25 protein-coding genes, 2 tRNA genes and 1 other RNA gene are annotated in these 24191 nt (G+C 61.8%); 12 read left to right on the forward strand and 16 right to left on the reverse strand.

The features are described 5' to 3' along the window. The first annotated feature begins 94 nt into the window (after positions 1-94). The 9 genes from ssrA (at position 95) to V5734_RS12955 (ending at position 6385) form a co-directional block, all read left to right on the forward strand. Positions 95-451: a transfer-messenger RNA gene (gene ssrA / locus V5734_RS12915) on the forward strand. A gap of 75 nt (positions 452-526) precedes the next feature. Further along, positions 527-952, forward strand: a complete 426-nt coding sequence (locus V5734_RS12920) for a nuclear transport factor 2 family protein (RefSeq protein ID WP_347310053.1) — start codon at positions 527-529, stop codon at positions 950-952. Positions 953-1018: 66 nt separating this feature from the next. Beyond that, complete coding sequence (locus V5734_RS12925) at positions 1019-1690, forward strand: DUF1194 domain-containing protein (protein WP_347310054.1); 672 nt, start codon at positions 1019-1021, stop codon at positions 1688-1690. A gap of 206 nt (positions 1691-1896) precedes the next feature. After that, the gene (locus V5734_RS12930) at positions 1897-2697 is read left to right on the forward strand and encodes a sulfurtransferase/chromate resistance protein (protein WP_347310055.1); all 801 of its coding nucleotides are present in this window, start codon (positions 1897-1899) and stop codon (positions 2695-2697) included. Further along, a complete protein-coding gene (gene chrA / locus V5734_RS12935; protein ID WP_347310056.1) occupies positions 2694-3941 on the forward strand; it encodes a chromate efflux transporter in 1248 nt (415 codons plus the stop codon). The genes V5734_RS12930 and chrA overlap by 4 nt, the downstream gene beginning before the upstream one ends. Before the next feature lie 88 nt (positions 3942-4029). After that, a complete protein-coding gene (locus tag V5734_RS12940) occupies positions 4030-4479 on the forward strand; it encodes an SspB family protein (RefSeq protein ID WP_347310057.1) in 450 nt (149 codons plus the stop codon). A 102-nt stretch (positions 4480-4581) separates the two neighbouring features. Beyond that, positions 4582-5976, forward strand: coding sequence for a class II fumarate hydratase (gene fumC / locus V5734_RS12945; protein ID WP_347310058.1), 1395 nt, complete (start codon positions 4582-4584; stop codon positions 5974-5976). After that, the gene (locus V5734_RS12950; RefSeq protein WP_347310059.1) at positions 5976-6161 is read left to right on the forward strand and encodes a DUF4169 family protein; all 186 of its coding nucleotides are present in this window, start codon (positions 5976-5978) and stop codon (positions 6159-6161) included. The genes fumC and V5734_RS12950 overlap by 1 nt, the downstream gene beginning before the upstream one ends. Then, positions 6158-6385, forward strand: coding sequence for a ribbon-helix-helix domain-containing protein (locus V5734_RS12955; protein WP_347310060.1), 228 nt, complete (start codon positions 6158-6160; stop codon positions 6383-6385). Before V5734_RS12950 ends, V5734_RS12955 begins: the two co-directional genes overlap by 4 nt. A gap of 7 nt (positions 6386-6392) precedes the next feature. Here V5734_RS12955 and V5734_RS12960 read toward each other — a convergent pair whose 3' ends face one another. From V5734_RS12960 to V5734_RS12975, 4 genes are all read right to left on the reverse strand, one after another. Further along, the gene (locus V5734_RS12960; RefSeq protein ID WP_347310061.1) at positions 6393-6695 is read right to left on the reverse strand and encodes a hypothetical protein; all 303 of its coding nucleotides are present in this window, start codon (positions 6693-6695) and stop codon (positions 6393-6395) included. Between the two features lie 167 nt (positions 6696-6862). Further along, entirely contained in the window at positions 6863-8254 is a 1392-nt protein-coding gene (locus V5734_RS12965) for a cytochrome P450 (protein ID WP_347310062.1), read from the reverse strand. Then, positions 8251-9480 carry a hypothetical protein gene (locus V5734_RS12970; protein WP_347310063.1) on the reverse strand — a complete coding sequence of 410 codons (1230 nt, stop codon included), beginning with the start codon at positions 9478-9480 and terminating at the stop codon, positions 8251-8253. The genes V5734_RS12965 and V5734_RS12970 overlap by 4 nt, the downstream gene beginning before the upstream one ends. A gap of 90 nt (positions 9481-9570) precedes the next feature. Continuing rightward, entirely contained in the window at positions 9571-10404 is an 834-nt protein-coding gene (locus V5734_RS12975; RefSeq protein ID WP_347310064.1) for a hypothetical protein, read from the reverse strand. Positions 10405-10588: 184 nt separating this feature from the next. Between V5734_RS12975 and V5734_RS12980 the strand changes: the two genes are divergently transcribed. Further along, positions 10589-10678 (forward strand) — tRNA-Ser (locus V5734_RS12980). 340 nt (positions 10679-11018) lie between these two features. Continuing rightward, positions 11019-11519: a GNAT family N-acetyltransferase gene (locus V5734_RS12985; RefSeq protein ID WP_347310065.1), complete on the forward strand. Its 501-nt coding sequence runs from the start codon at positions 11019-11021 to the stop codon at positions 11517-11519. A 225-nt stretch (positions 11520-11744) separates the two neighbouring features. Here V5734_RS12985 and V5734_RS12990 read toward each other — a convergent pair whose 3' ends face one another. From V5734_RS12990 to V5734_RS13010, 5 genes are all read right to left on the reverse strand, one after another. Next, on the reverse strand, positions 11745-13586 hold the full coding sequence (locus V5734_RS12990) for a UvrD-helicase domain-containing protein (RefSeq protein ID WP_347310066.1): 1842 nt from the start codon (positions 13584-13586) through the stop codon (positions 11745-11747). After that, entirely contained in the window at positions 13579-15657 is a 2079-nt protein-coding gene (locus tag V5734_RS12995) for an ATP-dependent nuclease (RefSeq protein WP_347310067.1), read from the reverse strand. The genes V5734_RS12990 and V5734_RS12995 overlap by 8 nt, the downstream gene beginning before the upstream one ends. Before the next feature lie 370 nt (positions 15658-16027). After that, positions 16028-16321: a hypothetical protein gene (locus tag V5734_RS13000; protein WP_347310068.1), complete on the reverse strand. Its 294-nt coding sequence runs from the start codon at positions 16319-16321 to the stop codon at positions 16028-16030. 4 nt (positions 16322-16325) lie between these two features. After that, a complete protein-coding gene (locus tag V5734_RS13005; protein WP_347310069.1) occupies positions 16326-16862 on the reverse strand; it encodes a recombinase family protein in 537 nt (178 codons plus the stop codon). After that, a protein-coding gene (locus tag V5734_RS13010; protein WP_347310070.1) for an IS3 family transposase occupies positions 16855-18002 on the reverse strand; the annotation gives its coding sequence in 2 pieces (ribosomal slippage) (positions 16855-17759 and positions 17759-18002; 1149 coding nt in all). Before V5734_RS13010 ends, V5734_RS13005 begins: the two co-directional genes overlap by 8 nt. A gap of 186 nt (positions 18003-18188) precedes the next feature. Between V5734_RS13010 and V5734_RS13015 the strand changes: the two genes are divergently transcribed. Further along, entirely contained in the window at positions 18189-18557 is a 369-nt protein-coding gene (locus tag V5734_RS13015) for a hypothetical protein (protein WP_347310071.1), read from the forward strand. A gap of 96 nt (positions 18558-18653) precedes the next feature. Here V5734_RS13015 and V5734_RS13020 read toward each other — a convergent pair whose 3' ends face one another. From V5734_RS13020 to sufC, 7 genes are all read right to left on the reverse strand, one after another. Beyond that, entirely contained in the window at positions 18654-19553 is a 900-nt protein-coding gene (locus V5734_RS13020) for a DUF6538 domain-containing protein (RefSeq protein ID WP_347310072.1), read from the reverse strand. 79 nt (positions 19554-19632) lie between these two features. After that, positions 19633-19709 (reverse strand) — tRNA-Arg (locus V5734_RS13025). Between the two features lie 60 nt (positions 19710-19769). After that, on the reverse strand, positions 19770-20990 hold the full coding sequence (locus V5734_RS13030) for a cysteine desulfurase (protein ID WP_347310073.1): 1221 nt from the start codon (positions 20988-20990) through the stop codon (positions 19770-19772). 11 nt (positions 20991-21001) lie between these two features. Then, a complete protein-coding gene (locus V5734_RS13035) occupies positions 21002-21589 on the reverse strand; it encodes a YIP1 family protein (RefSeq protein WP_347310074.1) in 588 nt (195 codons plus the stop codon). Then, the gene (locus tag V5734_RS13040; RefSeq protein WP_347310075.1) at positions 21586-22083 is read right to left on the reverse strand and encodes a YIP1 family protein; all 498 of its coding nucleotides are present in this window, start codon (positions 22081-22083) and stop codon (positions 21586-21588) included. The genes V5734_RS13035 and V5734_RS13040 overlap by 4 nt, the downstream gene beginning before the upstream one ends. Next, positions 22084-23388, reverse strand: a complete 1305-nt coding sequence (locus V5734_RS13045) for a SufB/SufD family protein (protein WP_347310076.1) — start codon at positions 23386-23388, stop codon at positions 22084-22086. Next, on the reverse strand, positions 23388-24143 hold the full coding sequence (sufC, locus tag V5734_RS13050) for a Fe-S cluster assembly ATPase SufC (RefSeq protein WP_347310077.1): 756 nt from the start codon (positions 24141-24143) through the stop codon (positions 23388-23390). The genes V5734_RS13045 and sufC overlap by 1 nt, the downstream gene beginning before the upstream one ends. Positions 24144-24191 lie beyond the last annotated feature (48 nt).

Genomic DNA, 24191 nt, shown 5'->3' on the forward strand with positions numbered 1-24191 from the left:
GCCAGATCATCAGGATGAGAGTTCAAGCGAGACCGGAAGCGTCTGGCTTTCGTCGGCTGTTTCCAATGCAGAGGCGAGACGGGCCGCATTTCACACCCTTGCCGCCCCCGCGGCCCCCCCCTATATTGGACCCGTTCGGGGCCTGCTCCGGACTATGGACATAAACGCGCTCGTAATAACCGGATCGGACCCGGGGGCGGTACCCGGCGGCTCCACCAACCACCCGTTATTGGCGGGACATGGGGCCGAAACAGGATCGACGAACGTCTAAAGGGGTTTGCTTTGTCCCGGTGAGGTACCACCGTTATCGGTCCGCAAAGTACAGTTGCCAATAACAACCGTGCTCCGATGGCTCTGGCTGCGTAAGCAGTTCGATCTGTCGAAATCTAAGCCCTTGCGCCTAGCAGCGTAAGGCGGGGTTCGCAGGCACCTGGCAACAGAAGCCTGCACTTCCTGCCTTCATGCTTCGTCAAGATTGCCGGCCTAGGATCGGTCCGGCACGGATATGGCTGGGGGAGTATCCCGGATGACGAAGCTCGACCTCCTGAAGGACTGGTACCGGACCGTCTGGATCGACGGCGACCTGACCGCGATCGACCGCTATTTCGCGCCGAGCGCCGGTGCCGACGGCCTCATGTCCGACGGCCAGGTCAGCATGGAGGATTTTCGCGCACTGGTGCCGGCCCTTCTGGCGCTTGTCCGCGATCTCTCCATCGGCATCGACCGCAGCGTCGAGACCGGCGACTGGCTTTGGGCGCAGATCACCGTCCGGGCGGTGACGGCACACGGGGTCGATCCGATCCACGCCTCGGGCCAGGTGATGGTCCGGGTCGTGGACGGGCAGATCGCTGAGGCTTACAACGCCTTCGACTTCATCACCTTCTTCGAGCAGGCCGGTCTCCTGCCGCAAGATGCATTCATGCTCCTCCTGTCGGGGGAAAGGCTCGGCTGATCGCGCTGGCGCCGCCCCCGTCAGTCAGCGCTTGCCCGGCCGCCGGACCACGGCCATCATCGGGGCATGACATGCGCCCCGGCCGGTTTCGCCCTCTGCCTTGCCCTGTCGACCCTGGCATCGGTCCCCGTCCGGGCCTGCGACGTCGCGCTCCTCCTCTCGGTTGACGTTTCGGGGTCCATCGACCGGGGCGAATACCGGCTCCAGGTCGACGGGATCGCCGCGGCGCTCTCCGACCCCGAAATCGCGGACGCGCTGGTTCTGGGCCAGATCGCGCTCAGCGTGGTGCAATGGTCGGGCACCGCGAAGCAGACGCTCTCGATTCCGTGGCGGCGGATGCTCTCGCCGGCGGAGGTGGCGGATTTCGCCGCCCGCGCCGGCGCCCTGCCGCGCGCCTATACCGGGTCTGACACGGCGGTGGGCGAGGCCATCGCTTTCTCGGTCCAGCAGTTCGACGCGGTCCGCGACTGCCGCCGCAAGGTCATCGACATCTCTGGCGACGGGCCGCAGAACGCGGGCTTTCCGCTCGCCCCCGAACGCGCGGGGGCGGCGGCCGCCGGGATCGAGATCAATGCCATCGCCATCGAGGATGTCGGCCGCTCGATCCCGATCACCGAGTTCTACCGTCGCTACGTCGTCACACGGGACGGCTTCGTGATCACCGCGCGCGGCCTGTCGGATTACCCGCGCGCGATCCGGGAAAAGATCCTGCGCGAGATAGCGAAGCCCCTCGGCTGAGGCGTTGCGCGTTCTGGTCGATCTGGCATGTATCAGAATCCGAACGAAAAGGTTCACATTCTGCCAGAACGCAGACTGGAAACGCTCTGGGCCTTGACGCGCCCGGACGTTGGTGCGAGCCTCTTTCCGTGGGGCTCCGCGACCGCGCCCCGTGAGGCCACGGCCCAAGCGTCGCATCCTTCGCCCGTGTCAAGAAAGGATGCCCCATGCCCGGCTTCGGTTCCATATCCGCGCTCCAGCTCTCGCGCCTGATCGGCACGCCCGATTGCCCCGCCCTTGTCGACGTTCGCACCGACGAGGACTTCGCCGCCGACGCTCGCCTGATCCCCGGCGCGTCGCGCCATCGCTTCGACCGCATCGAAGACCTTGCAAGGGAGATGGACGGCCGTCAGGTCGTGACCATCTGCCAAAAGGGCCGCAAGCTTTCCGATGGGGCGGCTGCTCTACTGCGCTGCCACGGCATCGCCGCCGAAACATTGGCGGGCGGCGCCATCGCCTGGGCCGAGGCCGGTCTGCCGATGATCCCCGCCGAGGCGATCCCGGTATCGCGGCTCTGGGTCACGCGCCACCGGCCCAAGATCGACCGGATCGCCTGCCCGTGGCTGATCCGGCGCTTCGTCGATCCGGGCGCGCGGTTTCTCTTCGTTCCACCGGCGGAGGTCGCCGAGGTCGCGGAACGATTTTCCGCGACGCCGTTCGACGTCGAGGGCGTGCGTTTCAGCCATCGCGGCGAACACTGCAGCTTCGATGCGTTCCTGGACGATTTCGGCCTTCACACCGAGGCGCTCGACCGGCTCGCTATCGTTGTGCGCGGTGCCGATACCGACCGGCACGACCTCGCGCCGCAAGCCGCCGGGCTTCTCGCGATTTCGGTCGGCCTGTCGCGGCAATACAAGGACGATCTCGCCCAGCTCGAGGCTGGCCTTCTTCTCTACGACGCGCTCTACCGCTGGGCGCGCGACGGGCATGAAGAGGGCCACGACTGGCCCGCGGGGCGCACGGCATGAGCGCGACGGAACCGCTTTGGCGCGTCTTCGGGCGGATCGGCCTTCTCTCGTTCGGCGGGCCTGCGGCGCAGATCGCGCTCATGCACCGGGAACTGGTCGAAACCCGGCGCTGGCTGACCGAGGCGGAGTTCCTGCGCGCGCTTTCGTTCTGCATGCTCCTGCCCGGGCCGGAGGCGATGCAGCTTGCCACCTATGCGGGGTGGCGGCTTGGCGGGGTGCGTGGCGGGTTGCTGGCGGGCGGGCTCTTCGTCCTGCCGGGCGCCGCCGTGATCCTTGCGCTCGCGGCGAGCTATGCCGCGTTCGGGCAGGTGCCGCTGGTCGCGGCGCTCTTTCTCGGGGTCAAGGCGGCCGTCGTGGCCATCGTGATCGAGGCGCTGCTGCGGGTGTCTCGGCGCGCCCTGAACGGGCGCGCGGCCCGGCTCATTGCCGTCGGGTCGTTCGCGGCGATCTTCCTCTTCGGCCTGCCCTACCCGTTGATCGTGATCGCGGCGGCGGCCGCCGGTGCGGCCCTCCTGCCGCGGGCGGCCGCCGAACCGCGTCCCTTGCCGGACAACCCCCGGCTGGGCGCGACGCTTGCCGCCGGGCTCGGCCTCTGGTGGGCACCGGTCGCCGTTCTCGCGCTCTTGGGCCAGGAACTTCTCGTCCGGATCGGCGTCTTCTTCTCGGAACTGGCCGTCGTCACCTTCGGCGGCGCCTACGCGGTTCTGGCATACATGACCCAGACCGTCGTGCAGGATCACCACTGGCTGACCACGCCTGAAATGATGGATGCCCTTGGCCTTGCCGAGACGACGCCGGGGCCCCTCATCCTCGTGACGGAATTCGTCGCCTATCTGGCAGGGGCCGGCGCGGGATCCCCGGCATTGGGCCTCGCGGCGGCGGGCCTGACGCTCTGGGTCACCTTCGTGCCGTGCTTCCTCTGGGTCTTCGCCTTCGCGCCCTACATCGAATGGATCGCCAGCCGGCCCCGCCTCGGCGCGGCCCTCGCGGGTGTGAGCGCTGCGGTGGTCGGCGTGATCGCCACGCTGGCGCTCTGGTTCGCGCTGCACCTCTTCTTCGCCACCGTGACCGAGGTCGGCTTGGGCCCCTTCTCCCTTACGCTTCCCGAGCCCGCCTCGATCCGGCCGGCCCCGCTTTTGATCTCGGCTGGCGCGGGGGTTCTGCTTATCGCCCGCCACTGGAATCTTCTTGGAGTTCTGGCCCTCTCGGCGCTGGCAGGCGCGGTGGTCCCGGCCGGTTTCTGACGGTCTCGCAAATCGAACCCCAAGCGCCTCTTTCAATCCGTTCCGAATCCCTTATGCTGACCTCAATTGCAGGCCGGAACTCACGCCCATGTCCAAATCCATCGACTACGGAAACCTCATGCACCGCGCGATGCGCGGACTGATTCTGGAGGTGATGCGCGGGGTCGAACGCACCGGCCTTCCGGGCGAGCATCACTTCTTCATCACCTTCGACACGCGCCACCCCGATGCCGAACTCGCCGACTGGCTGCGCGAGCGCTACCCCGAAGAAATGACGGTGGTGATGCAGCACTGGTACGAAGGGCTCACGGTCGATGACGAAGGCTTCGCCATCACCCTGAACTTCGGCGACTCGCCGGAACCGCTCTACATCCCCTTCGACGCGATCCGCACCTTCGTCGATCCCTCGGTCGAATTCGGCCTCCGGTTCGAGACCCAGGACAGCGACGAGGATGACGAGGAAGAGGACGACGAGGACGTGGAGGAGAGCGCCCCGCAGGAAGCCGAGGTTGTCAGCCTCGACAAGTGGCGGAAGTAGGGCACCGGGACGGTTAGCGCCACCGTTACCGACATCATCCTTGGCCGGGATCGGGGAATCGCATAGCTAATGCGCGACCCGAGCAAAGGACGGATGATTTCCATGACCAAGACCCGCACCGAGACCGACAGCTTCGGCCCCTTGGAGGTTCCCGCCGACAAGTACTGGGGCGCGCAGACCCAGCGCTCGATCATCAACTTTCCGATCGGCTGGGAAAAGCAGCCGGTTGCGATCGTCCGGGCGCTCGGGGTGATCAAGCAGGCGGCGGCCGAGGTCAACATGGCGACCGGCAAGCTTGACCCGGCCATCGGCAAGGCGATGGTTCAGGCGGCCTCGGAAGTCGTCGCGGGCAGGTTCGACGACAACTTCCCGCTCGTCGTCTGGCAGACCGGCTCGGGCACGCAGTCGAACATGAACGCGAACGAGGTGATCTCGAACCGCGCGATCGAGATCCTCGGCGGCGCGATGGGCTCGAAAAAGCCGGTCCATCCGAACGATCACGTCAACATGGGGCAATCCTCGAACGACACGTTCCCGACCGCCATGCACGTGGCCATCGGCATGATGGCCCGCGATGTCCTTTTGCCGGGGCTGGAGAAGCTGCACGGCGCGCTGGTCGCGAAATCCGAAGCCTTCAAGGACATCATCAAGATCGGCCGCACCCATACCCAGGACGCCACGCCGCTCACCCTCGGCCAGGAGTTCTCGGGCTACGCCAAGCAGGTCGAGAACGGGATCAAGCGGGTGGAGATGTGCCTGCCCGCGATCTACGAACTCGCGCAGGGCGGCACGGCGGTCGGCACGGGCCTGAACACCAGGAAGGGCTGGGATACCGCGATTGCGGCGCAGATCGCCGAGATCACCAGCCTGCCCTTCGTCACGGCGCCGAACAAGTTCGAGGCGCTTGCCGCCCATGACGCGATGGTGATGTTCTCGGGTGCGCTGAAGACCGTCGCCGCCTCGCTCTTCAAGATCGCGAACGACCTCAGACTTCTGGGCTCCGGCCCGCGCTCGGGCCTCGGCGAACTGATCCTGCCGGAGAACGAGCCCGGGTCTTCGATCATGCCGGGCAAGGTGAACCCGACCCAGGCCGAGGCGCTGACGATGGTCTGCGCGCATGTGATGGGTAACGACGCGGCGGTCGGTTTCGCCGGCTCGCAGGGCCATTTCGAGTTGAACGTCTACAACCCGATGATGAGCTACAATGTCCTCCAGTCGATGCAGCTTCTGGGCGATGCCGCCGGCAGCTTCACCGACAACATGGTCGTCGGCACCGAGGCCAATATCACCCGCATCGACAAGCTGATGAAGGAAAGCCTGATGCTGGTCACGGCGCTGGCGCCGACCATCGGCTACGACAATGCCACCAAGGTCGCCAAGACCGCGCACAAGAACGGCACGACGCTGCGTGAAGAGGCCATCGCGCTCGGCTTCGTCGACGGCGAGACCTTCGACCGGATCGTGCGCCCGGAACTGATGGTCGGGCCGGAGGATTGATGGCCGAGATCGTCAATCTTCGCGCCGCGCGCAAGGAACGAGATCGCGCGATGAAGCGCGCGGGAGCCGATGAGAACGCGGCACGTTTCGGGCGCACCAAGGCGCTGAAGGTTCTGGAAAAGACGCGGGCGGAGAAGGCCCGCGACACCCTTGACGCGCATCGCCGCGAGGAGCCGCAGGCGTGAGCCGCCCGGTCAAGCGGTCCTTGACGCTGAACGGACACCGCACCAGCGTCTCGCTGGAGGACGAGTTCTGGCGGGAGTTCCGGACACTCGCGGACGCGAAAGGACAGCCCCTCAACGCGCTCGCCGCCGAAATCGACGCGGCGCGCGGCGTGGATACCGGCCTTGCGACCGCGATCCGGCTCTATGTTCTGAGGGAATTGCAGGCGGGTCGGACGCCCCGCTGATGCCGCGTCAGTGGCTGAGGGCGTTGCCCTGATAGGGGTAAAGCGCGCGGCGGATGCGCTTCGCGAGGGTCTTTTCCTGCTCTTCCCGCGCGGTCAGCTTCGATTTCTTCTTCGACCTGACGTTCAACTCGCCCTGAAAGAGCGATTGAAGCTCCTCCCGCGAGACGGTCGGCTGCTCCACGACGGGTTCGGGCAACTGCTGATTCCCCACCGAGCGCCAAGACGGCACGGCGATGCGCAGGTAGCTCGGTACGCTCACGACGGACGAGACATAGTCCGGACCTGACACCGCAAGTGATTTCATCGTCATGGTACCCCCCAAAGGAACCGCAGCGGAGTGAGCAGATTTCAGCCTATCTGTAGACCCCGGCCAGATGAGCAGGATTTGGCCGATCACGCATTACAAAAACCGAATCACCGAGGTGACTACCCGAAAATGCACCACTTTCTTGGCAAGGATCAATTCAAGGTTGCGTTTCAGGATTGTTTCAACCCGCTCACCAATTGTGACGTTGCGTCACGCGGCGTGACCAGGAGACGGATTCCCGACCGCGACCGCACCGTCAGATGGGCCTCGGGCACCGGATCGTGCCCCGCCACGGTCGCGAAGTGCAGGTCGCGGATCAGGATCGCCAGCAAAAGCGGCCCCTCGACCATCGCGAACCCCGCCCCGGGGCAGACCCGGGGCCCGGCGGAGAACGGAAGGTACGCCGCGCGCGCCGCGCGCCGGCCCTCCTCGCTTTGCCAGCGATCCGGGTCGAACGCATCCGGCCGGTCCCAGATCCGCTCGTGCCGGTGGACGTGCCAGGGCGACAGCACGATCTGCGCCGCCGGTGCCACGTCTCGTCCGCGCAACGTCTCGGGCCGGAGGTTCTGTCGCACCATCATCGGCACGGGCGGGTAAAGCCGCAGTGCCTCGCGGAACACATCGCGGGTGAAGGACAGGCGGGAAATATCTGAAAACCCGACATTATCCGGAATTGACGCCACTTCTTCCGCGACCCGGTCCTGAACTTCGGGGAACGCCGCGAGTAGATAGAGTGTCCATGCCAGCGCTGAGGCGGAGGTTTCATGGCCGGCCAGGAAGAAGATCGCGACCTGATCGACCATTTCGGCGGTATCGAAGGGGCGACCCGTCTCGGGGTCGTGCGTCGTCATGATCTTGGTGGCAAGATCGTCCGGCGCCGTCCCGCCCCGGATCGCCGCCATCCGCGCCTCGGTCAGCCGCGTGATCAGCGCCCTGATCGACCGCGCCGTCGCCAACGTCCGCCGCCGGTGAAGGCGCGGAAAAAATCGCGGCAGGGGCAGAAAGGCCGCGAGGTTCAACAAAGGCTGGGCTTTCTGGTGCGCACGGAACTGCGCGAAGACATCCGTCGCGATTTCATGCTCGATCGGGATCGAGAAGAGTGTCCTAAATATCACATCCGCGGCTGCATGGCTTGCCTCGGCCTCGATCTCAACGATCTCTCCGGCTCTCGCGCGAAGCCGATCGCGCGCCGCGACTGCGGCCTCGCGCATGGCAGGGAACGTGTCATGCAGCCGTCCGCGCTCGAAAGCCGGATCGATGATCCGCCGCTGGTGCCGCCATTCAGTGCCGTTGGTGACGAAGACGGAGCGGCCAAGGAGCGGCGCGAGTCCTTCGCGGACCCGGTCGGATTTCGGGAAATCTTCGGGGCGCTCTTTCAGGACCAGGTCGATCAGCGCCGGGTCGTTGCAAAGGTATGAGCGGAAGAAAGGCGTCCGGAATTCCGCCATCCAGGCCCGGTAGAGCCGCGCCGGCTGCGCCGACAGGATGTCGGCCCGGAAGAGCTTCAGATAGCGCCAAAGCGAAACCCTGTCGGGCCGGGATGCGGGTTTCGGCGGGATCATGCGACATCCCTGAAACGGCTCGCCGGGCGTTCGATCCGGCTTTTCGACGGCGCCCGGCCGCGGTACCGCGCCGCCAGCGTCATCGGCCCGGCGGTGATCCGGAAGTAGTCGTAATCCCCCGGCCGGTCGAACGCGCACAGATACTGGAAATGCAGCCGGAAGAACCGCCAGCGCAGCGCCTTCCAGCGCTCGGGGCTCAGCGTCTGGGTGAAGGCCGCCGAGATCACCAGCGGCCAGCGCTTGTCCTCCGGCGCGACACCGCTGACCGCGACGGGATCGCAGAGCGCGAAGGCGCAGCCGTCGCCCGGCGCCGTCACGTCGACCCAGGTGAGTTCGGAGCGCGCCGAGAGATAGGCCAGGTCGCCGCGAAGCGTCTGCGCACGCGGCAGGAACGAGGCCATCGGCACCACATGGCCAAGCGACAGGAAGCCGAGCGCGGGGCCGCGTTCCGGCACCCTGCCCGCCCGGATCAGGTCCGCAAGCGCCGAGACCGCGAGATGCGCGCCCGAGGAATGGCCGACGACGAGCACCTCGTCCCAGTCCTGCAAGAGCGCCTCGGCGATGCGGTCCCGAAACTCCGCCATCCGCGCGCCGAGAGGCGGCGGCGTGGCGCCGCCAGATTGCGCGGTGAACGCGAAATCGTGCATCAGATAGTAGGCGTAAATCCGTCCGTCCGCCCTGCGAAAGCGCCAGAGAACGGCCCAGACAAGTGCCGCCCCCCCGGCCCAGCCAAGCGCGGGCGGCAGGCCCAGGGCCGCCAGCGCCCAGCCGAGACCCAGCGCAAGGCCCCAGCCGGCGAGCACCGCCAGAGCGAGTTGCAGGAGCAAGACGGCGATCGGGTAGAAGGCCGCGATGGTCGGTCCCTTCCTTAGCCGCATCAGCCGGAAAATCGCGCCGGAACCGATATAGGCCCATGCCGTGCGCAGAAGCTGCCAGTAGGTCTGGGCGATGCCGTGGCTCATCGAGCCCCGCACGATGTCGGACCAGACCAGCACCTCGACGTCGGCGTCGGCCGCGTGCCCATCGATACTGGCCGAGACATGCCAGCCATACGCACCACTGCCCGCCTGTTTCGGTTTCAGCGCAATCTCGTAGCCGCTGAGAGCGGCCTGGGATGCCGCCTCCTTGCGGTAAAGCTCGCGGTAGCGGCGGGGATGAAAGGGATCATAGCCGGGAATGTAGAACACCCGGCGCCGTCTGACCCTCTCCCGGTTGCTGCCGCCCATATCGTTGTCGTTCCGCCATCCGGCCCTGCCCGCCGCGATGCTAGCGAAAAGCGCGTCCGGGAACAAAGCCTTATGGCGCGGCGTTCGGGATCAGAGGTCACGCCCGGCCAGAATCCGGCCCGCCTGCTGCCCCAACTGCCGCGACACGTCGACGAAAACCGCGTCGAACCCGGAAAAGAGCGCCGCGTTCAGGGCCTTTCCCGCCTCGGTCCGGGAGAACGCGATGTAGTCCCGCATCTCACTGTCCGAGAGCGGGGCATAGGCCATCGCCAGATAGGAATGGATCCAGATATCGGTCTCGTCGCGGATCACGTCTTCCTGCGACCAGATCTCGCCGATGATATCGTCCTCGGTCATCTCCGGCCCGAGGGCACCGGCATCGCCGAGACCCTGATAGAACGCATAATTCGCGTTCATGGCGCCCGAGACATTTGCCTCGATGAGACCGTTCACCGACACGAACTCCTCGACCAGAGCGACCTGCGGATCGCCCACCGCCCGCATCTCGTCGTATTTCAGCCGGCTCGCATCCTCCACGGCCTCGTCGAGAAGCGCCCGGCGTGCGGATATTTCCAGCGTCGTCACCTTCCGCCCGAGGTCCGAGTCGAAGAAGTCGAGCATCGCCGCGGTATCGGCACCGGGCCGGGAAAGTTCGGCTTCGAACCTCTCGGAAAACGCCGGCAAGATGCGGTCCACTGAATAGATCTGCGCCACGGCGGCGGCCCATAGAGCACCCCCGGCACCGGGAAACATGTCGGTTTCCATCTGGGCACCGTAGACATGCCCCTCCTGGCTCATCACCGCGAAGACGTCGGGCAGTTGCAACGCCGCCTCGAGCGCCGCAACCTCGTCACTGGCCGCGCGGGCCGGGGCCGCGATCAGGACCGCAAGGGCGGCGACCGGCGCGATCAGGCGGCTGAACATTGGGCAAACCTCCGTCGGGGACGCACCACAGGTAATCGCCCGGCCGCGCCCTGCCAAGCCGCGTCACGGAAAAGAGTTGCCATGCGCGGAACGCCGCACCGTTCCCGGCCGCCCGGGCTACAAATAACGGTTGCACTGGCGTCGCCGGCCAGCTAAATCCCGCCCCCACGACGACCCCCGATGCGGAGAGGTGCCGGAGCGGTCGAACGGGGCGGTCTCGAAAACCGTTGTGGGTGTGAGCCCACCCAGGGTTCGAATCCCTGTCTCTCCGCCACCTTCCTTCTGTGTATAAAAATCCATTAGAATCAACAATTTGGGGCTTCCCGTTTCGGGCGCTCCACACACGTTTTCCACACACGTTTTCTGCTAGCATGCATTGCCGGACCCAAGTGAGATTCGACCTAGACTTGGCAGAGTTGGCCGACATGTCCGCTGCGAGGCGGTAACAGCTGTCGAACAATCTGCTCTGGGGCGGGGGTGAACAGGATCGTGCGGTTGGGATGAGACGGCCCAGAGCCGCCGCTCATTTAAGGAAGCGAAGCTGCAATGCAGCTTCCCCAAAACGGTCATGCGGTCTAAGTAGCGTTCCTACTTCAAATTCGATGTGAGCTAGCATGATCACGTACAGAACCGTCGTTGGTACTGAAGCCACAAACGTGGAGGTGGATACCTTCGTCAAGTTGGTTGGGTCAGGCGGCGCCGTCGATGAAAACTATGTCCGGATGGGCGTGATCCGGCCGGGAGCCCAAATCACCTTCGCAGAAGTTGATGGCCAAACAGTTGGTGTTGCTGCCTTGAAAGTACCACAGGTCAGATACCGAACTGGCCTTCAAGGAGCCACAAAGGCGCGCTATTCGCTACCGGAAAGCGAATATCCGTATGAACTCGGCTATGTTTCAGTTTCACCCAAACACTCTCGCCAAGGCATAGCGAAAGCATTAGTTGCTGAAGTGCTGCGCCTTGCGTCTGGAAACGGTGTTTTTGCGACCACAAGCAATCCCATCATGAGAGAAGGTTTGCTACCGTCCTTCGAGTTCGACCCTGTCGGCAAGACTTGGCGGAACGAAGCTGGAGACATACTCAGTCTCATGGTTCGGAAGTCCCAAACGAAGTGATCCCGCCCAATTGCGTCCCGGCCCAGAGCCGTCATTCGCCCCCCGTGCAGCGTATGGCCGGTCCCAAGGACCATGCAGACACAACAGGCTCCGTGGTCCAGCTTTTTCCACGCACTAAGGGGTGAGAAAGCCAAACTTCACAGCTTTGCCGGAATCGTGGAACACTTGCTACGATTCGCCCAAAATCCCGGAGCAAAGAAAGAACCCCGGTTTCCCCACCAGTTCTTAAATGTACGAAATCTGTTCTTCTTTGAATAAGCCTCGATCAATCAACTCCCGCCCCGCATTTTCTGGATTTAGAGAGAAGAAAAGGATACGCAAGTTCACCTCCGCGCGAGAAAAACAGACGTAGGCTAGTTTGCGGGTTAGTTCAGCTTGGCGCTCAGTCGGATCGCCAGCGGTTACTGGAGTCAGCGTCTTCCCGAAGCTATAGGTATTCCAAGATGCTTCGATGTCGTCGATCATCACCAATACGTTTGGGTATTCTTCGCCCTTAGAGCCATGCTGAGTACTAAAGGGAGAATTTTCATGGAGAAAAGCGACGTAAGGGCCAATTTCGCTGCAATCCATTTTGAAAAAGTCATCAGCCAGCCAGTCTCCTTTGTCTCGCTGGTGGTCCTCGTTGTCAGCATCAAAATCTTCACGCGCATCACGTCCTAGCTGCGAAGAAAGGCGATCCGAAACCTGCAACAAGGTGCTGTCCTCACAATATTTGAGAATCTCCTTGGTCGTCGCCCCGCCCCACAACTCAGCCAGATGCTGGGAAATCTCATCAGCGCGACCGAGCATTTGCTTTAGAGACTTTCCCCTATTTATGCCAGCTGGAGAAAACGCAGGGCTTGTTTGGCGCAAGACTTCCAGAACGCGCTTCGGGTCACCCTTGGCCAACGCTGACACAAGTGGATAAATTCCCTCGGCAAAGGGTTTTAGAAGATAGTGCGTCCCATCTTCGTAATCGGATTGCGATCGAGACGATGAGTAAACACCCGTAAAAAGTCGATGGAGTTTCGAGAAGTTCAGCCGCCTTGCAATCATTTGCCGCGCCAAGAACAGCTTCTTCACAGATGAGATGTCTTTCCATTCCCAGTTTTCTAACGCTTGGTGAAAAATGCTGGATACATGATCAAGCTGCTCTGGCGTGTATGTTTTTCTGGGCCCCTCAGGATCGGGGGCCTGAGCAATAATGATTTTAACGCTACCCAAGACATCCGCGTTCTTTCCGGCTGGGAATTGCTCAACATCGTCCCTAAACTTATTGAGAAGATTGATAACTGAAACCGAACAGCGGAAATTTTCGTGCTTTGCGATAGTCACTGAACCTTCTGGTCCGGCAAAATCTCCCGCGCGCTTGTCATAGATTTGCTGCATGGGATCACCAAAATACCCGATGATCGGGAGGCCTTCCCTAGCGCAAACAGAGTTCAGCGCGGCCATGACCTGCGGAAAGGTGTCCTGCGCTTCGTCTACGAAAATATAGGGGTACTTAAACCCAAGACCTTTTTGAAGCATCGGCTTCGTTGCAATTAAGTGCGAGGCGACATCTATGATGTCGTCGTGGTTGAGTACGCATTTCGAGTAATCGCTTACCGTCGTTTCTTCATATTTTACAGGTGGACTATTTTCGACGAGCTCTGCAAGCTCGGCACGCAAACGTTCAACTTTCTTTCGTGCGGCAATCGCCCTTTTCGAGTTCCCACCATTGTCGTCTTGTTGAGCCTTCTCTATATGGGCGGGAACAACGTGCTCGACCAATGCCTCTCTTAGGGGAGCTTGAAACCTGGAAACCTCGCCCCAAAGGAACCCATGGAGTGTCGTTACAGCGTAAAGCGCATCAAACCTCAAACGTGATGAAATCACCCGCACGGCTCGATTAGTATAGGTGATACAAACCACTTTCTGGCCACGCTCTCGCAGTTGACGCCCTTGGGTCTCACGAATTTTTTTTAAGGCCTCGATCAATGACGTGGTCTTGCCTGACCCAGCACCCGCTATGACCGTGAACGATGTTTTTTCAGCGATGCAATTGGCAATTTCGACATCTGCTTCGGTTGGCTGGAGGTCAGGCATTCTGCTCTACCTCAACCGGCTGGTCGCCCACACGGCCTTCTAGCCAGCGCAACCCAACTGCTATGTATTGCGGAACCTTCCAGGGCGCAGCCCCTTCAACGTCCGGATCGCGCGCTAGAACATCCATAGCAAACTCGGTTTTCTTGAACGTGTCACTCTTTATTCGCGTCCAGACAACATCATGAAACTCTGCGGCACCCTCAGGTATCTCTTTTCCAATCGACAACGCGCCACTAGAGAATAGTTCATGATTTTCATAGACAAAGGCCTCCTCAAACGTCCTGCCATGGAAACTGTGAGCAGCACCTCCATACTCGATTTCAACCTTTTTCTGGTAAGAGACGAAGCGCATATTGTCGGCTTGGATATGATCTGCGTCGGCCTTGGCCGTCAAATCGGAGACAAGATCGCTACCAGTGAAGAAATACTTTATTGAAGCGTTCGATGTGACGGCGCCCACATCGGTTGCCTTACATCCTTTTCGATTATTGGCTGGGTCGACCGAGTCGATATCGGTGATGACCAAATAAGGAATACCCAGAAACTCCATCAATTTAGAAAAGCGCATACTGTATGCACCGCCAACTTCCAGAATGGTGAGATACTTCGCGTTCAATCCGCCCGCTGCCAGATCGATCATCTTTGGCAATAGTAATTTCTCAACTGCTCCCTCGACCAAAATCGCGGCGTCGGCGAAGAACAGGTCACAATGTGTCAACCGAAGATACTTTTTCAGAAATGCCAGCGCCTCATCCACACTGACCTCAAGATCGCCAACGTTGATTGCGTCGGGTTGGAACTCCTTTAGACTTGTGACGATCGATCCTGGGTAAGTGTTCCCGGTGCCTTCGTCATCCAAGTCAACGCGGCGGAAGTAGCGAATTTTTGAGAAATCCACTGCATCCAGTACATGGGACGAATGAGTTGTTACAGTGAGTTGTGGGCGCGGTTCATCGGCGCCCGCGCCTTGGGTGAGTACCTTCCACATTTGCTTGATGAAGGTTTGCTGTACTTGCGCATGCAGATGAACTTCGGGCTCTTCGACAAAGATCATCTGGCACAGCGGCCGATTTTCGTCGGTTGCAAGCCACTGCTTGTAGAAGTTGTCGATTTGAATGGCCATGAAGACCAGGTTCTTGAAACCAAGGCCATTATACGCCTCAGGCAACTCATGGCTGGATGTGGCGTCTACATAGAAGAGCTCAGAGCTACCTCGTAACGCGATCTCGGAGCTGAGCGTCGAAACAATTTTCATCGCCCGATCATTGTGCGAGGGCAGTCCCAAGTCTGCGATGATGTCCATCAAAGGCTGAAAGTGTTGACGATAGTGTTTCGTGAGGTTCTGGTTGTTCTGTTCAATCACCGCGACTGCTTCTTCGGCGGCTTCGGCTTGTTCCAGGTTCCTCTGGTAGTACGCTGCAAATGCCTCCGAGAGCTTGTTGCTACGGGTGGCATTCTCGTCGTCGATGTTCCGCTGCGCATCGACGAAATCGACACGAAGCATTGATCGAAGCGTCTTTTTCCCCTCAATAGGGTCAAGGGGCGTCGGGACAACGTCCGCACCGCTATTCTCAAGGGAGTAGTATCGGGTCTTGAAGTGCGCCTTAAGATTTCCTTCTAGGGCGAGGAAATCCACCAGTGCCTTCTTCCGTTGCCCATCTTCTTTGACGGGGAATGCTTGATCATACTTGGTCCAGAGCTCCACGGCATCCTCGACTTCCAAGGAGCATCGAATACCAATTTCGGTAAAGTCGCCCGAGAGGTCAGTTGCGAGCGCAAAAACTGTTCCAAACTCGATGGCGTCAGGGTCAATGTGAAACCAAAGATCAAGCTGGATACATGGGTGGGTGCTCGGAGCAGCAGGGTCGTATGTATTGATCGCCGTCAGGGAGCAGAGCGAGAAATCGTGAATCTTGAAGTCCCGGTTGCTAAGAAAGCTCCTGATCGCAGCGGTTGCGGATGTCTTGCCGCTATTGTTCGGGCCTACAAAGACGGTTTCATTTTCTTCGAAGTCAATCGAGACGTCTTTCAGACGCCGGAAATTTCGTATGGCAATTTTCTTAAGGTACATGCAGTGCCGCCTCCAAATTTCGTCGCGACGATAACAACTTCAGGAGCAACTTGAAACGAGTTTTCATCATATGATTGCGTCTTAGAGGGTCACATGCCCACGCTTGTATGCGACCGTCCAGTCAGAGAGATTTGGACGGAAGTCATGAGCCTCTGAGGTGGTCAGGTCGCACGAAGGTGGCCTTGATATCCGTAATGTTCAGTAAGGCCTCACAACTTTCGTTAGGTTAGGTTCAGCGGTGCAACTCGGCAATCGACGCATGCTACGCACTTCGGTCATTCATATACTACGCAGCGAATGACCGCTTTCCGCCGTCCCAGTGGATGGCAGAGGAGGAGCGAGGCTTAATGCCCCGCCCCCCCCGGCGCCTTCATCGTTCGCTGGTTCCGTCAAGCCCCTCTTCGAGCATTTCCAAACGGTCCGTTAAAGCTTCGATTTTTCCTAAGACCATTTTGGTGTACTCGTCGAGTGCCTCCCTGAAGTCCGCCTCTGTAAGCAGCGACAGTTCGATTTCGGACATCTTGCGTTCATGCCATTCCCAACGATCTTCCAGCTTCCCGAGCCAACGCTCGCTTGCCTTGCCAAGAATGATGAGGACTGCGAACAGCACAAGAACGAAAAACAAGTTGTGTGCCCAGACCGAGCTTGCGAATGCTTGAAACATCTTCCTATACCTCCGACCGCAGGGTCCGGTAGACGGATCGTTCGGAGATTCCGAGACGCTCAGCCACCACTCGCTTTGCCAAGTGTTCGCCCACAAGCCTTTCGATTTCCTGACGCATGATCCGAGCCGTTGGCTTCCTACCCTTGTACTTCCCTTCCGCCTTCGCCTTGGCGATCCCTTCTCGCTGCCGTTCAAGCATCATCTCCCGCTCGAACTGAGCCACTGAGCCCAACACGTTCAGTATGAGCTTCCCAGTGGCTGTCCCTGTGTCGAGCCCCAGGTCCAAGACCCTAAGCCCGACCTGCCGGCTCTCCAGCGCCTCAACCAGCTCTCCCAGATGCCTGACTGATCGAGCCAACCGGTCGAGCTTCGTAACCACCAGCGTATCCCCTTCTCGGGAGAAGCTCAGGGCCTCGCCGAGAGCATCCCTGACGCCCACTGAGCTCACTTGCTCCTCCCAGATGCGCTCACAGCCAACGGCTCTCAGAGACTCTCTCTGAGCCTCCAAGCCAGCCTGAGGTGCCCCTAGTTTCCTAGACACCTGCCTTGTTCAGATTGAGCTGTCTGATTTCGAAGTCAACGGGCGACAGCATGCCGTTTTTCGTGTGCTTGCGCTTCGGGTTGTAGAATAGCTCGATGTATTCGAACACGTCCTGTCTGGCGGCATCGCGGGTCGGATAGGTCCGACGGCGGATGCGTTCGCGCTTCAACAGCTGGAAGAAGCTTTCTGCGACGGCATTGTCATGACAGTTTCCGCGCCGGCTCATGCTCGGTTCCAGATTGTGCTGATGTAGGAACATCTGCCACTCCCGGCTGGTGAACTGAGAGCCTTGGTCTGAATGCACCGTGACCCGGTCCGTCGGCTTGCGTCGCCAGACGGCCATCAGCAGGGCCTGCAGGGCCAAGTCCGTGGTCATTCGGGACTGGGCGGACCAGCCAACAACACGCCGCGAGAACAAGTCGATAACGACACACAGAAACATCCAGCCTTCGTGGGTCTTGATGTAGGTGATGTCGGTCACCCAGACCTGATCGGGAGCGGATGCCTCGAACCGCTGCTCCAATCTATTCTCGGCAACCACGGCGGTCTTGCCGCCATATCGGCCGGGACGGCGCTTGTAGCCCACCTGTGCGGCGATCCCGGCCAGCGACGCCAGCCGGGCAACCCGGTTCTCCGAGATGCGTTCGCCCTGGTCGCGCAGATCGTCGGTCAGCTTGCGGTAGCCATAGACCTTGCCGCTTTCAGTCCAGGCCTGCCGGATCAGCTCGGTCTGACGTGCATCCTCTTGCGCACGGTGGCTTAATGGTTCCTTAAACCATGCGTAGAAGCCGGAGAAATGGACCCGAAGCACTCGGCACATGGCCCGGACGCCGAATTCCTCGCGATGCGCCCGGATGAACGCGTACTTCATTGGGACTCTCGCGCGAAGTACGCCGTTGCCTTTTTTAGAATGTCGCGCTCCTCGGTCACCCTGGCCAGCTCGCGCTTCAGCCGCCGGTTCTCGGCTTCATGATCCACGCCGGGCTTTGGAACCGGCTCCGCGAACAACTTCAGCCACTTGTAAAGAGAATGCGTGCTGACGCCCAAACGCTGCGACACCTCCCGCACCGGATACCCGCGCACCGTGATCTGGTGCACCGCATCCCGCTTGAACTCGTCGCTGTAGTTGCTTGTCCCCATGTCGGCCTCCTCGCCTCAAAGTTAGGGGGCAATGCGTCTACAAATCTAGGGGCACCTCAGAGAAAGCGTCAAGGCGGGCTGTCTCTCCGCCACTCCCCCTAACGCATTGATCTAATGAAGAAATCTCGCACGTTGTCCAGCAGCACGTTGTCCACAATGGACAACAGAAAGGCAGACGGCGAGGACATGCGTTACCTGAAGCAGCCCCGAGGCCCCGGCACAAGCTGGGTGTTTCGCTTCGTTCCCCCCGCCCATCTCGTTGGCTTCCCGAACCCTTGGGACGGCAAACCGATACGCGAAACCATTGCGCGGGGGCTGAATACTCGCCACCTTCCGAGCGTCCGAAAGCTCCGCGATCAGCTTCTTGGTGACGTGCGCAGACTGGAAGCGGCACTATCCGACGACGAGGCTTTCTCTCTGGCGACCGCAGAGGAATGGCGCGACGCTGTCCTGACAGCCCGGCAATCCGCGACCGACCCCGCGAACGTGGGGCTGGAGTTGGTCCTGAGCGACAAGCTGGAACAGGCTGAAACTCGCGGCGTTCCCCGCGACTAACTGAAGCGGTTCTCTCGGGTATCGCCCAGCGCCACCTTGTCCTGTGACCGATACATGAAACCACCAGAATCGACATTCATGCTGTGGTAGATCAGGTCAGCCGCAAAGGCCCCTATCCGAAACCAGCGATGTTGCCCAGCGTCGTTGGTCGTCAACATCACGACAGCGAACTTGAATGCTCCTAATCTCAGCGAGAGAAAAAGGTAGACGTTTTTCGACGGGTTCATCCTTGTTCGGGATTACGACGCCGGAGAATATATTCTGACGCTGTATCTCGAACTCTCGGATTGCTGTCGTGAAGATCGGGCTGAGTTGGGCCACATAGCGTTTTATCGTTGTGTACTTGACCCCACGATCCACCAAGGTTGCTACGAACTCGTTTGCGTGCTCGCGGCGGTATTGGTTTATCGGCAAGTCACCTGCAATGCTCAGAAAGAGATCGAATGCGTTATCGAACTGCGGTCGAGATTTACCGCCCTTCGGCCCCAGCCCCAACGCGAAGTGCTTGTCTCTTGCGTCGGTCAAAGTGGGCGGTAGGGTTTCGCCGTAGTAAAGCTTAACTGCCAGCGCATATTGTGGCGGCAAAGCATCCGAAACGATACGGCCTTCTTCATCCTGCGACAGGTAGCGTAGCTCATCTAAGAATTGGTCAGGCTCAAGCCCTAGCCTCTCGAACTCTCTGTGCTGACCCGGAGCGAGGCCGAATGACTTCAAGGTTTGCATTGCCGCCAGTTGGAGGTCCTTGCCAACAACGTCCTGCCCCGAACGGCATGACTTCCAGAATGTATTCTGTTCAAGGGCCAACTGATGGGCCAGCGTGGCAGCCTTCCGTGGGTCAGATGTCTTCAGCGAAACGAATATCTGATTGGGTTTGTCCGGATAGTGGCGCTGGACATCTGAGGGAACTCTACGCCGGAAGTACCAAGTGTTGTCCCTGCGTTGGAGGTACTTTGCCTTCAGTGTGTAGGCTCCGGGTTCGCGTAACACTACGGCCATGTGTAACCCCTTGTGTCACCCCCAGCAACACAAGATAGCCATCAAGCGTCTGAATTATATAGATAATTTCAGATGATGGTGGCGCACCCGACAGGATTCGAACCTGTGACCTCTGCCTTCGGAGGGCAGCGCTCTATCCAGCTGAGCTACGGGTGCAGCGCCATCGCTCTATAACGGCCGGTCGCGGGCTTCGCAACGGGCTTTCGGCGCTTTCGCTCAGGCAAAGAGTTCGTGGCAAAGTTCCAGCGCCTCGACCAGTTTGTCGACCTCGGCGCGGGTGTTGTAGAGGCCGAACGACGCCCGGCAGGTCGCGGTCACGCCGAGATGATCGAGAAGCGGCATCGCGCAATGGGTGCCGGCGCGGACGGCCACGCCCTTCTTGTCGAGAACGGTCGAGATGTCGTGGGCATGAGCCGGACCCTCGAGGGTGAAGGAAAAGATCGCCCCCTTCCCCGGCGCCGTGCCTTGCAGGTTCAGCCAGTTCAGGCCCTTGAACCGCTCCATCGCGTAATCCCGCAACTCGGCCTCATGCGCCGCGACGTTCTCCATGCCGAGCGACATGAGGTATTCCAGCGCCACACCCATGCCGATCTGCTGGACGATGCCGGGTGTGCCCGCCTCGAACTTCATCGGCGGATCATTGTAGGTCACCGTGTCTCGGCCGACCTCTCGGATCATGTCGCCGCCGCCGAGGAAGGGGCGCATCTCGGCCATCCGTTCCTTCGCGATCCAGATCGCGCCGGAGCCGCTCGGCCCGTACAGCTTGTGCCCGGTGATCGCGTAGAAATCGCAGCCGATCTCGGGAACAGATACGGGCCGGTGCACCGCGCCCTGGCTGCCGTCGACGAGAACCGGCACGCCCTTTTCCTTCGCGCCCCGGCAGATCGCCGCGACGTCGACCAGCGTGCCGGTGACATTCGACATCTGGGTGACGGCGACGAGCCTGGTCTTCGGTCCGATCGCGTCGATCACCTTTTGCGGATCGAGCGAGCCGTCGGCGGCGGGCTCCACCCATTTCAGCACCACGCCCTGACGCTCGCGCAGAAAATGCCAGGGCACGATATTGGCATGATGTTCAAGGACGCTCAGCACGATCTCGTCGCCGGCTTCCATCCGCGGGGCCGCCCAGGCGTAGGAGACAAGGTTGATGCCCTCGGTGGTGCCGGTGGTGAAGACGATCTCCTCCGGGTCCGGCACGGACAGGAACCGCGCGACGATGCCGCGCACCGCCTCGTACCTGTCGGTCGCGACATTGGAGAGATAGTGCAACCCGCGGTGCACGTTCGCATATTCGTTCTCGTACATATGCGTCATCGCGTCGATCACCACGCGCGGCTTCTGTGCCGACGCGCCGTTGTCGAGATAGACCAGCGGCTTGCCGTTCACCTCGCGCGCCAGAATCGGGAAATCAGCGCGGATCTTTTCGACGTCGTACATGCTTTGCCTTTCTAGACCTGCGTGACGATCCCCAGCGCCCCGAAGAGCATCGCGAGGGTCGTGACGATGACGACGAAGCCCGCCACCATGCCGAGGAACACCTTGAACAGGTTCTGAAACCCGTGGAGCGCCGCGGTGAACTGCACCATCAGCCATAGGAAGCCCGCCAGAACCCCGATCGCCAGAAGCGCCCCGAGCGGCGGCAGCACCAGCATCGCCACCATCTGAACCGCCTGGGCGACGGTCAGCAGGAATTCGAGCCAGACCACCAGCAACAGCGCGTCCGCGAAACGGCCGCCTCCGCCGAACAATCCGCCGATCCAGGCCATCGCGGCCGCGATCAACACCAGCGAGGCGATCTGGGCCGGAACGCCAAGCCAGGGATTGCCGAGGATCGCGAAGACCCCGCTCTCCGCCCCGATCGGCATCAGAAAAAGCGCGAGCCGGGTCTCGAAGACCGCGAACACCGCGACGAAGAGAAGCGCGAGCCAGCGCGCCTCCATCGGCGGGTCGAGCGCGACCAGACGCCCAGCCGCCTTGCGCGGGCTGCGCAATGTCTCGCGGGCCAGATCGACAAGAAGGTCGCGCCAGCCGCTCATGCCGCCCCCCCGAATTCGGCGGCGCGCAGGCCGGTGAACCAGAACCACAGGAAGACGGCGAATGTTGCGACACTGACGATGGACAATTGTGGCCCCGGCCCCATGAAACCCGCGACGAGGCCTCTCAACAGCACCATTGGCGTTGTCGCGAGGAGCGCCCAGAAAAGGACGATGCGGGCCGAGAAGAAACTGCCCCGGCCGCCCAGAAATCCTGCGGCGAGCCTGCTCAACGCCGCAATCATGTAAAATACCGGCAGGAGCGCAAGGACACCCAGAAAGGCCGCAATCATCCGCTGGGCCATCGGCACCGGCCCGTCTGGGCCGGCCAGAACGTCGGCGCGCGACAGTGCGGGCCAAAGCGCGATATAGGCGACGATCAGCGCCGCCAAAAGGTAAGCCAGCGCGCGCACCTCGTGCCGCTCGCCCGCCAGAAGCCGGCGCATCACCGCGCCCGGCCCCCGATAGGTTGCGACGATATCGTCGGTTATCGCCATTCAGCCCTTCCTGCGCGCGAGCCAGGCTTCGAGCCGCGAGACGATGTCGTCCACCAGCCGCTCATCCTCGATCTCGGCGATCGCGTCGGCGAGAAACGAGAGGATGAGCAGCGCCGTCGCCTCCTCCTTCGGCACGCCGCGCGAGCGCAGGTAGAAAAGCGCCGTCTCGTCGATGGCGCCGGTCGTGGACCCGTGCGAGCACTGGACGTCGTCGGCGTAGATCTCCAGTTCCGGCTTGGCGAGGAACTGGCTGTCCTCGTCCAGAAGCAGCGACTGGCTGATCTGGTAGCCGTCGGTCTTCTGGGCGCCGGGCTTCACCAGGATCTTGCCCTGGAACACCCCGGTCGCGCCGTTCTTCAGCACCTTCTTGAAGACCTGGCGGCTTTCGCAGCCCACCGCGTCATGGGTGATGAAGACGGTGTCGTCGTGCAGGAACCGGCCCGAGGCCCCGTCGCCGAGCGCCGCACCCGCGACATGGGCGACCGCGTCGTCGCCGACGATCTCCAGCACGCATTCGTTCCGCGTCATCTGACCGTTCACGGTGAGCGTGAAGGACTTGAAGAGCGCGCCTTCGGCGATACGGGCGAAAATATGGGTGATTGCCCGGCGCTCGTGATCGCGTCCCTGCGCGCGGACATGGTGGAAGCGGCCGCCCTCGGCGACATCGACCTCCAGAACCTTGTTGAACCGCGCCGCCGCCGGGCCGCTTTCCAGAAGCGTCAGTTCCCCGCCCGGTTCGACCTTCACACAGTGATGCAGGATCGCGTCGGAAGTCGGCGAGCCGTGGCGGTAAACGAGGTGCACCGGCCTTGCGGCCTTCCCCGAGACCCGGATCAGGAGGCCATCCGTCGCGGCCGCCGTGTTCAGCGTCGCGAAGGGCCGCGCGACCGGGGTCTGGCCCCGCGCCTCAAGCACGCCGTAAAGCTCTTTCGCCCAATGGATATCGGTCCGCGCCGTCTCGGCCAGCCGGGTAATCTCCACCCCGGCGAGCGCAGGGTCGTCCGACGCCTCGGCGTTGAAGACACCGTCCTCGAAGACCAGCGTCAGCCGGTCGACGGCCCCGAAGAACGGGGCCTCGTCCGCGACGAAGAGCGCAGCCTCCGGCGCTTCGACCGCGACGAAGTCCGCCGGATTGGTGTATTTCCAGTACTCGTCGCGCCGCCCCGGCAGCCCCGTCGCCTTGAGCCGCTTGAGCGCGTCCGCCCGCGCGGCGGCGGAGAATCCACCCTTGGGCAGGTCCAGCGCGGCGATCCGCGTTTCAGTCGCCGCCAGCCGGCCGTCGTCCTTTCGCATCGGCGCCGCCATCATGCCGTCTCCGCCAGAATGTCGGCATAGCCGTTCTGCTCGACCTCGAGCGCAAGCTCCGGCCCGCCGGTCTTCACGATGCGGCCGTCCGCCATGATATGGACGACGTCCGGTTTGATATGGTCGAGCAGGCGCTGGTAATGGGTGATGACCAGGAAACCGCGCCCTGCGTCGCGCAGCGCGTTGACCCCGTCCGCCACGAGCCGCATCGCGTCGACGTCGAGGCCGGAATCGGTCTCGTCGAGGATGCACATGGACGGTTCCAGCACCGCCATCTGGAGGATCTCGTTGCGCTTCTTCTCGCCTCCCGAGAACCCGACATTGACCGGGCGCTTCAGCATCTCGGCGTCGATCTTCAGCGTCTTGGCCTTGTCGCGCACCAGTTTCAGGAACTCGCCCGCGCTCACCTCCTCGAGCCCGCGCGCCTTCCGCTGCGCGTTGAGGGCGGTGCGCAGGAACGTCATGTTGCCGACGCCGGGGATCTCCACCGGGTACTGGAAGGCGAGGAACAGCCCAGCCGCCGCCCGCTCTTCCGGCTCCATGTCGAGAAGGTCGTGGCCGTCAAGCGCGGCCGATCCGCCAGTGACGGTGTAGCCGTCGCGGCCCGAGAGCACGTAGGACAGCGTCGATTTCCCCGACCCGTTCGGCCCCATGATCGCGTGGACGCGCCCCGGCTCGACGGTCAGGTCGACCCCTTTGAGGATCTGCTTGTCCTCGTCTTCAAGTTTGACCTGCAGGTTCTTGATTTCCAGCATATTTTCCTCATTCAAACGGATCGGGCGGCCAACGGGCCAATGGCCCGG

The sequence above is a fragment of the Defluviimonas sp. SAOS-178_SWC genome (assembly GCF_039830135.1).
In the GTDB taxonomy this organism is placed as follows: domain Bacteria; phylum Pseudomonadota; class Alphaproteobacteria; order Rhodobacterales; family Rhodobacteraceae; genus Albidovulum.

Bases quoted from the DNA above. Each gene is read 5' to 3' on its own strand.
- V5734_RS12925 (WP_347310054.1), top strand. From the start codon at position 1,019: ATGACATGCGCCCCGGCCGGTTTCGCCCTCTGCCTTGCCCTGTCGACC.
- V5734_RS12960 (WP_347310061.1), bottom strand. From the start codon at position 6,695: ATGACGATGAAATCACTTGCGGTGTCAGGTCCGGACTATGTCTCGTCC.
- V5734_RS12965 (WP_347310062.1), bottom strand. From the start codon at position 8,254: ATGATCCCGCCGAAACCCGCATCCCGGCCCGACAGGGTTTCGCTTTGG.
- V5734_RS12995 (WP_347310067.1), bottom strand. From the start codon at position 15,657: ATGTACCTTAAGAAAATTGCCATACGAAATTTCCGGCGTCTGAAAGAC.
- V5734_RS12990 (WP_347310066.1), bottom strand. From the start codon at position 13,586: ATGCCTGACCTCCAGCCAACCGAAGCAGATGTCGAAATTGCCAATTGC.
- V5734_RS12940 (WP_347310057.1), top strand. From the start codon at position 4,030: ATGTCCAAATCCATCGACTACGGAAACCTCATGCACCGCGCGATGCGC.
- V5734_RS12920 (WP_347310053.1), top strand. From the start codon at position 527: ATGACGAAGCTCGACCTCCTGAAGGACTGGTACCGGACCGTCTGGATC.
- V5734_RS12930 (WP_347310055.1), top strand. From the start codon at position 1,897: ATGCCCGGCTTCGGTTCCATATCCGCGCTCCAGCTCTCGCGCCTGATC.
- V5734_RS13030 (WP_347310073.1), bottom strand. From the start codon at position 20,990: ATGTACGACGTCGAAAAGATCCGCGCTGATTTCCCGATTCTGGCGCGC.
- V5734_RS13035 (WP_347310074.1), bottom strand. From the start codon at position 21,589: ATGAGCGGCTGGCGCGACCTTCTTGTCGATCTGGCCCGCGAGACATTG.
- V5734_RS12975 (WP_347310064.1), bottom strand. From the start codon at position 10,404: ATGTTCAGCCGCCTGATCGCGCCGGTCGCCGCCCTTGCGGTCCTGATC.
- V5734_RS13000 (WP_347310068.1), bottom strand. From the start codon at position 16,321: ATGTTTCAAGCATTCGCAAGCTCGGTCTGGGCACACAACTTGTTTTTC.
- V5734_RS13015 (WP_347310071.1), top strand. From the start codon at position 18,189: ATGCGTTACCTGAAGCAGCCCCGAGGCCCCGGCACAAGCTGGGTGTTT.
- V5734_RS12970 (WP_347310063.1), bottom strand. From the start codon at position 9,480: ATGGGCGGCAGCAACCGGGAGAGGGTCAGACGGCGCCGGGTGTTCTAC.
- chrA (WP_347310056.1), top strand. From the start codon at position 2,694: ATGAGCGCGACGGAACCGCTTTGGCGCGTCTTCGGGCGGATCGGCCTT.
- fumC (WP_347310058.1), top strand. From the start codon at position 4,582: ATGACCAAGACCCGCACCGAGACCGACAGCTTCGGCCCCTTGGAGGTT.
- V5734_RS12985 (WP_347310065.1), top strand. From the start codon at position 11,019: ATGATCACGTACAGAACCGTCGTTGGTACTGAAGCCACAAACGTGGAG.
- V5734_RS13040 (WP_347310075.1), bottom strand. From the start codon at position 22,083: ATGGCGATAACCGACGATATCGTCGCAACCTATCGGGGGCCGGGCGCG.
- V5734_RS13020 (WP_347310072.1), bottom strand. From the start codon at position 19,553: ATGGCCGTAGTGTTACGCGAACCCGGAGCCTACACACTGAAGGCAAAG.
- V5734_RS12950 (WP_347310059.1), top strand. From the start codon at position 5,976: ATGGCCGAGATCGTCAATCTTCGCGCCGCGCGCAAGGAACGAGATCGC.
- V5734_RS13045 (WP_347310076.1), bottom strand. From the start codon at position 23,388: ATGGCGGCGCCGATGCGAAAGGACGACGGCCGGCTGGCGGCGACTGAA.
- sufC (WP_347310077.1), bottom strand. From the start codon at position 24,143: ATGCTGGAAATCAAGAACCTGCAGGTCAAACTTGAAGACGAGGACAAG.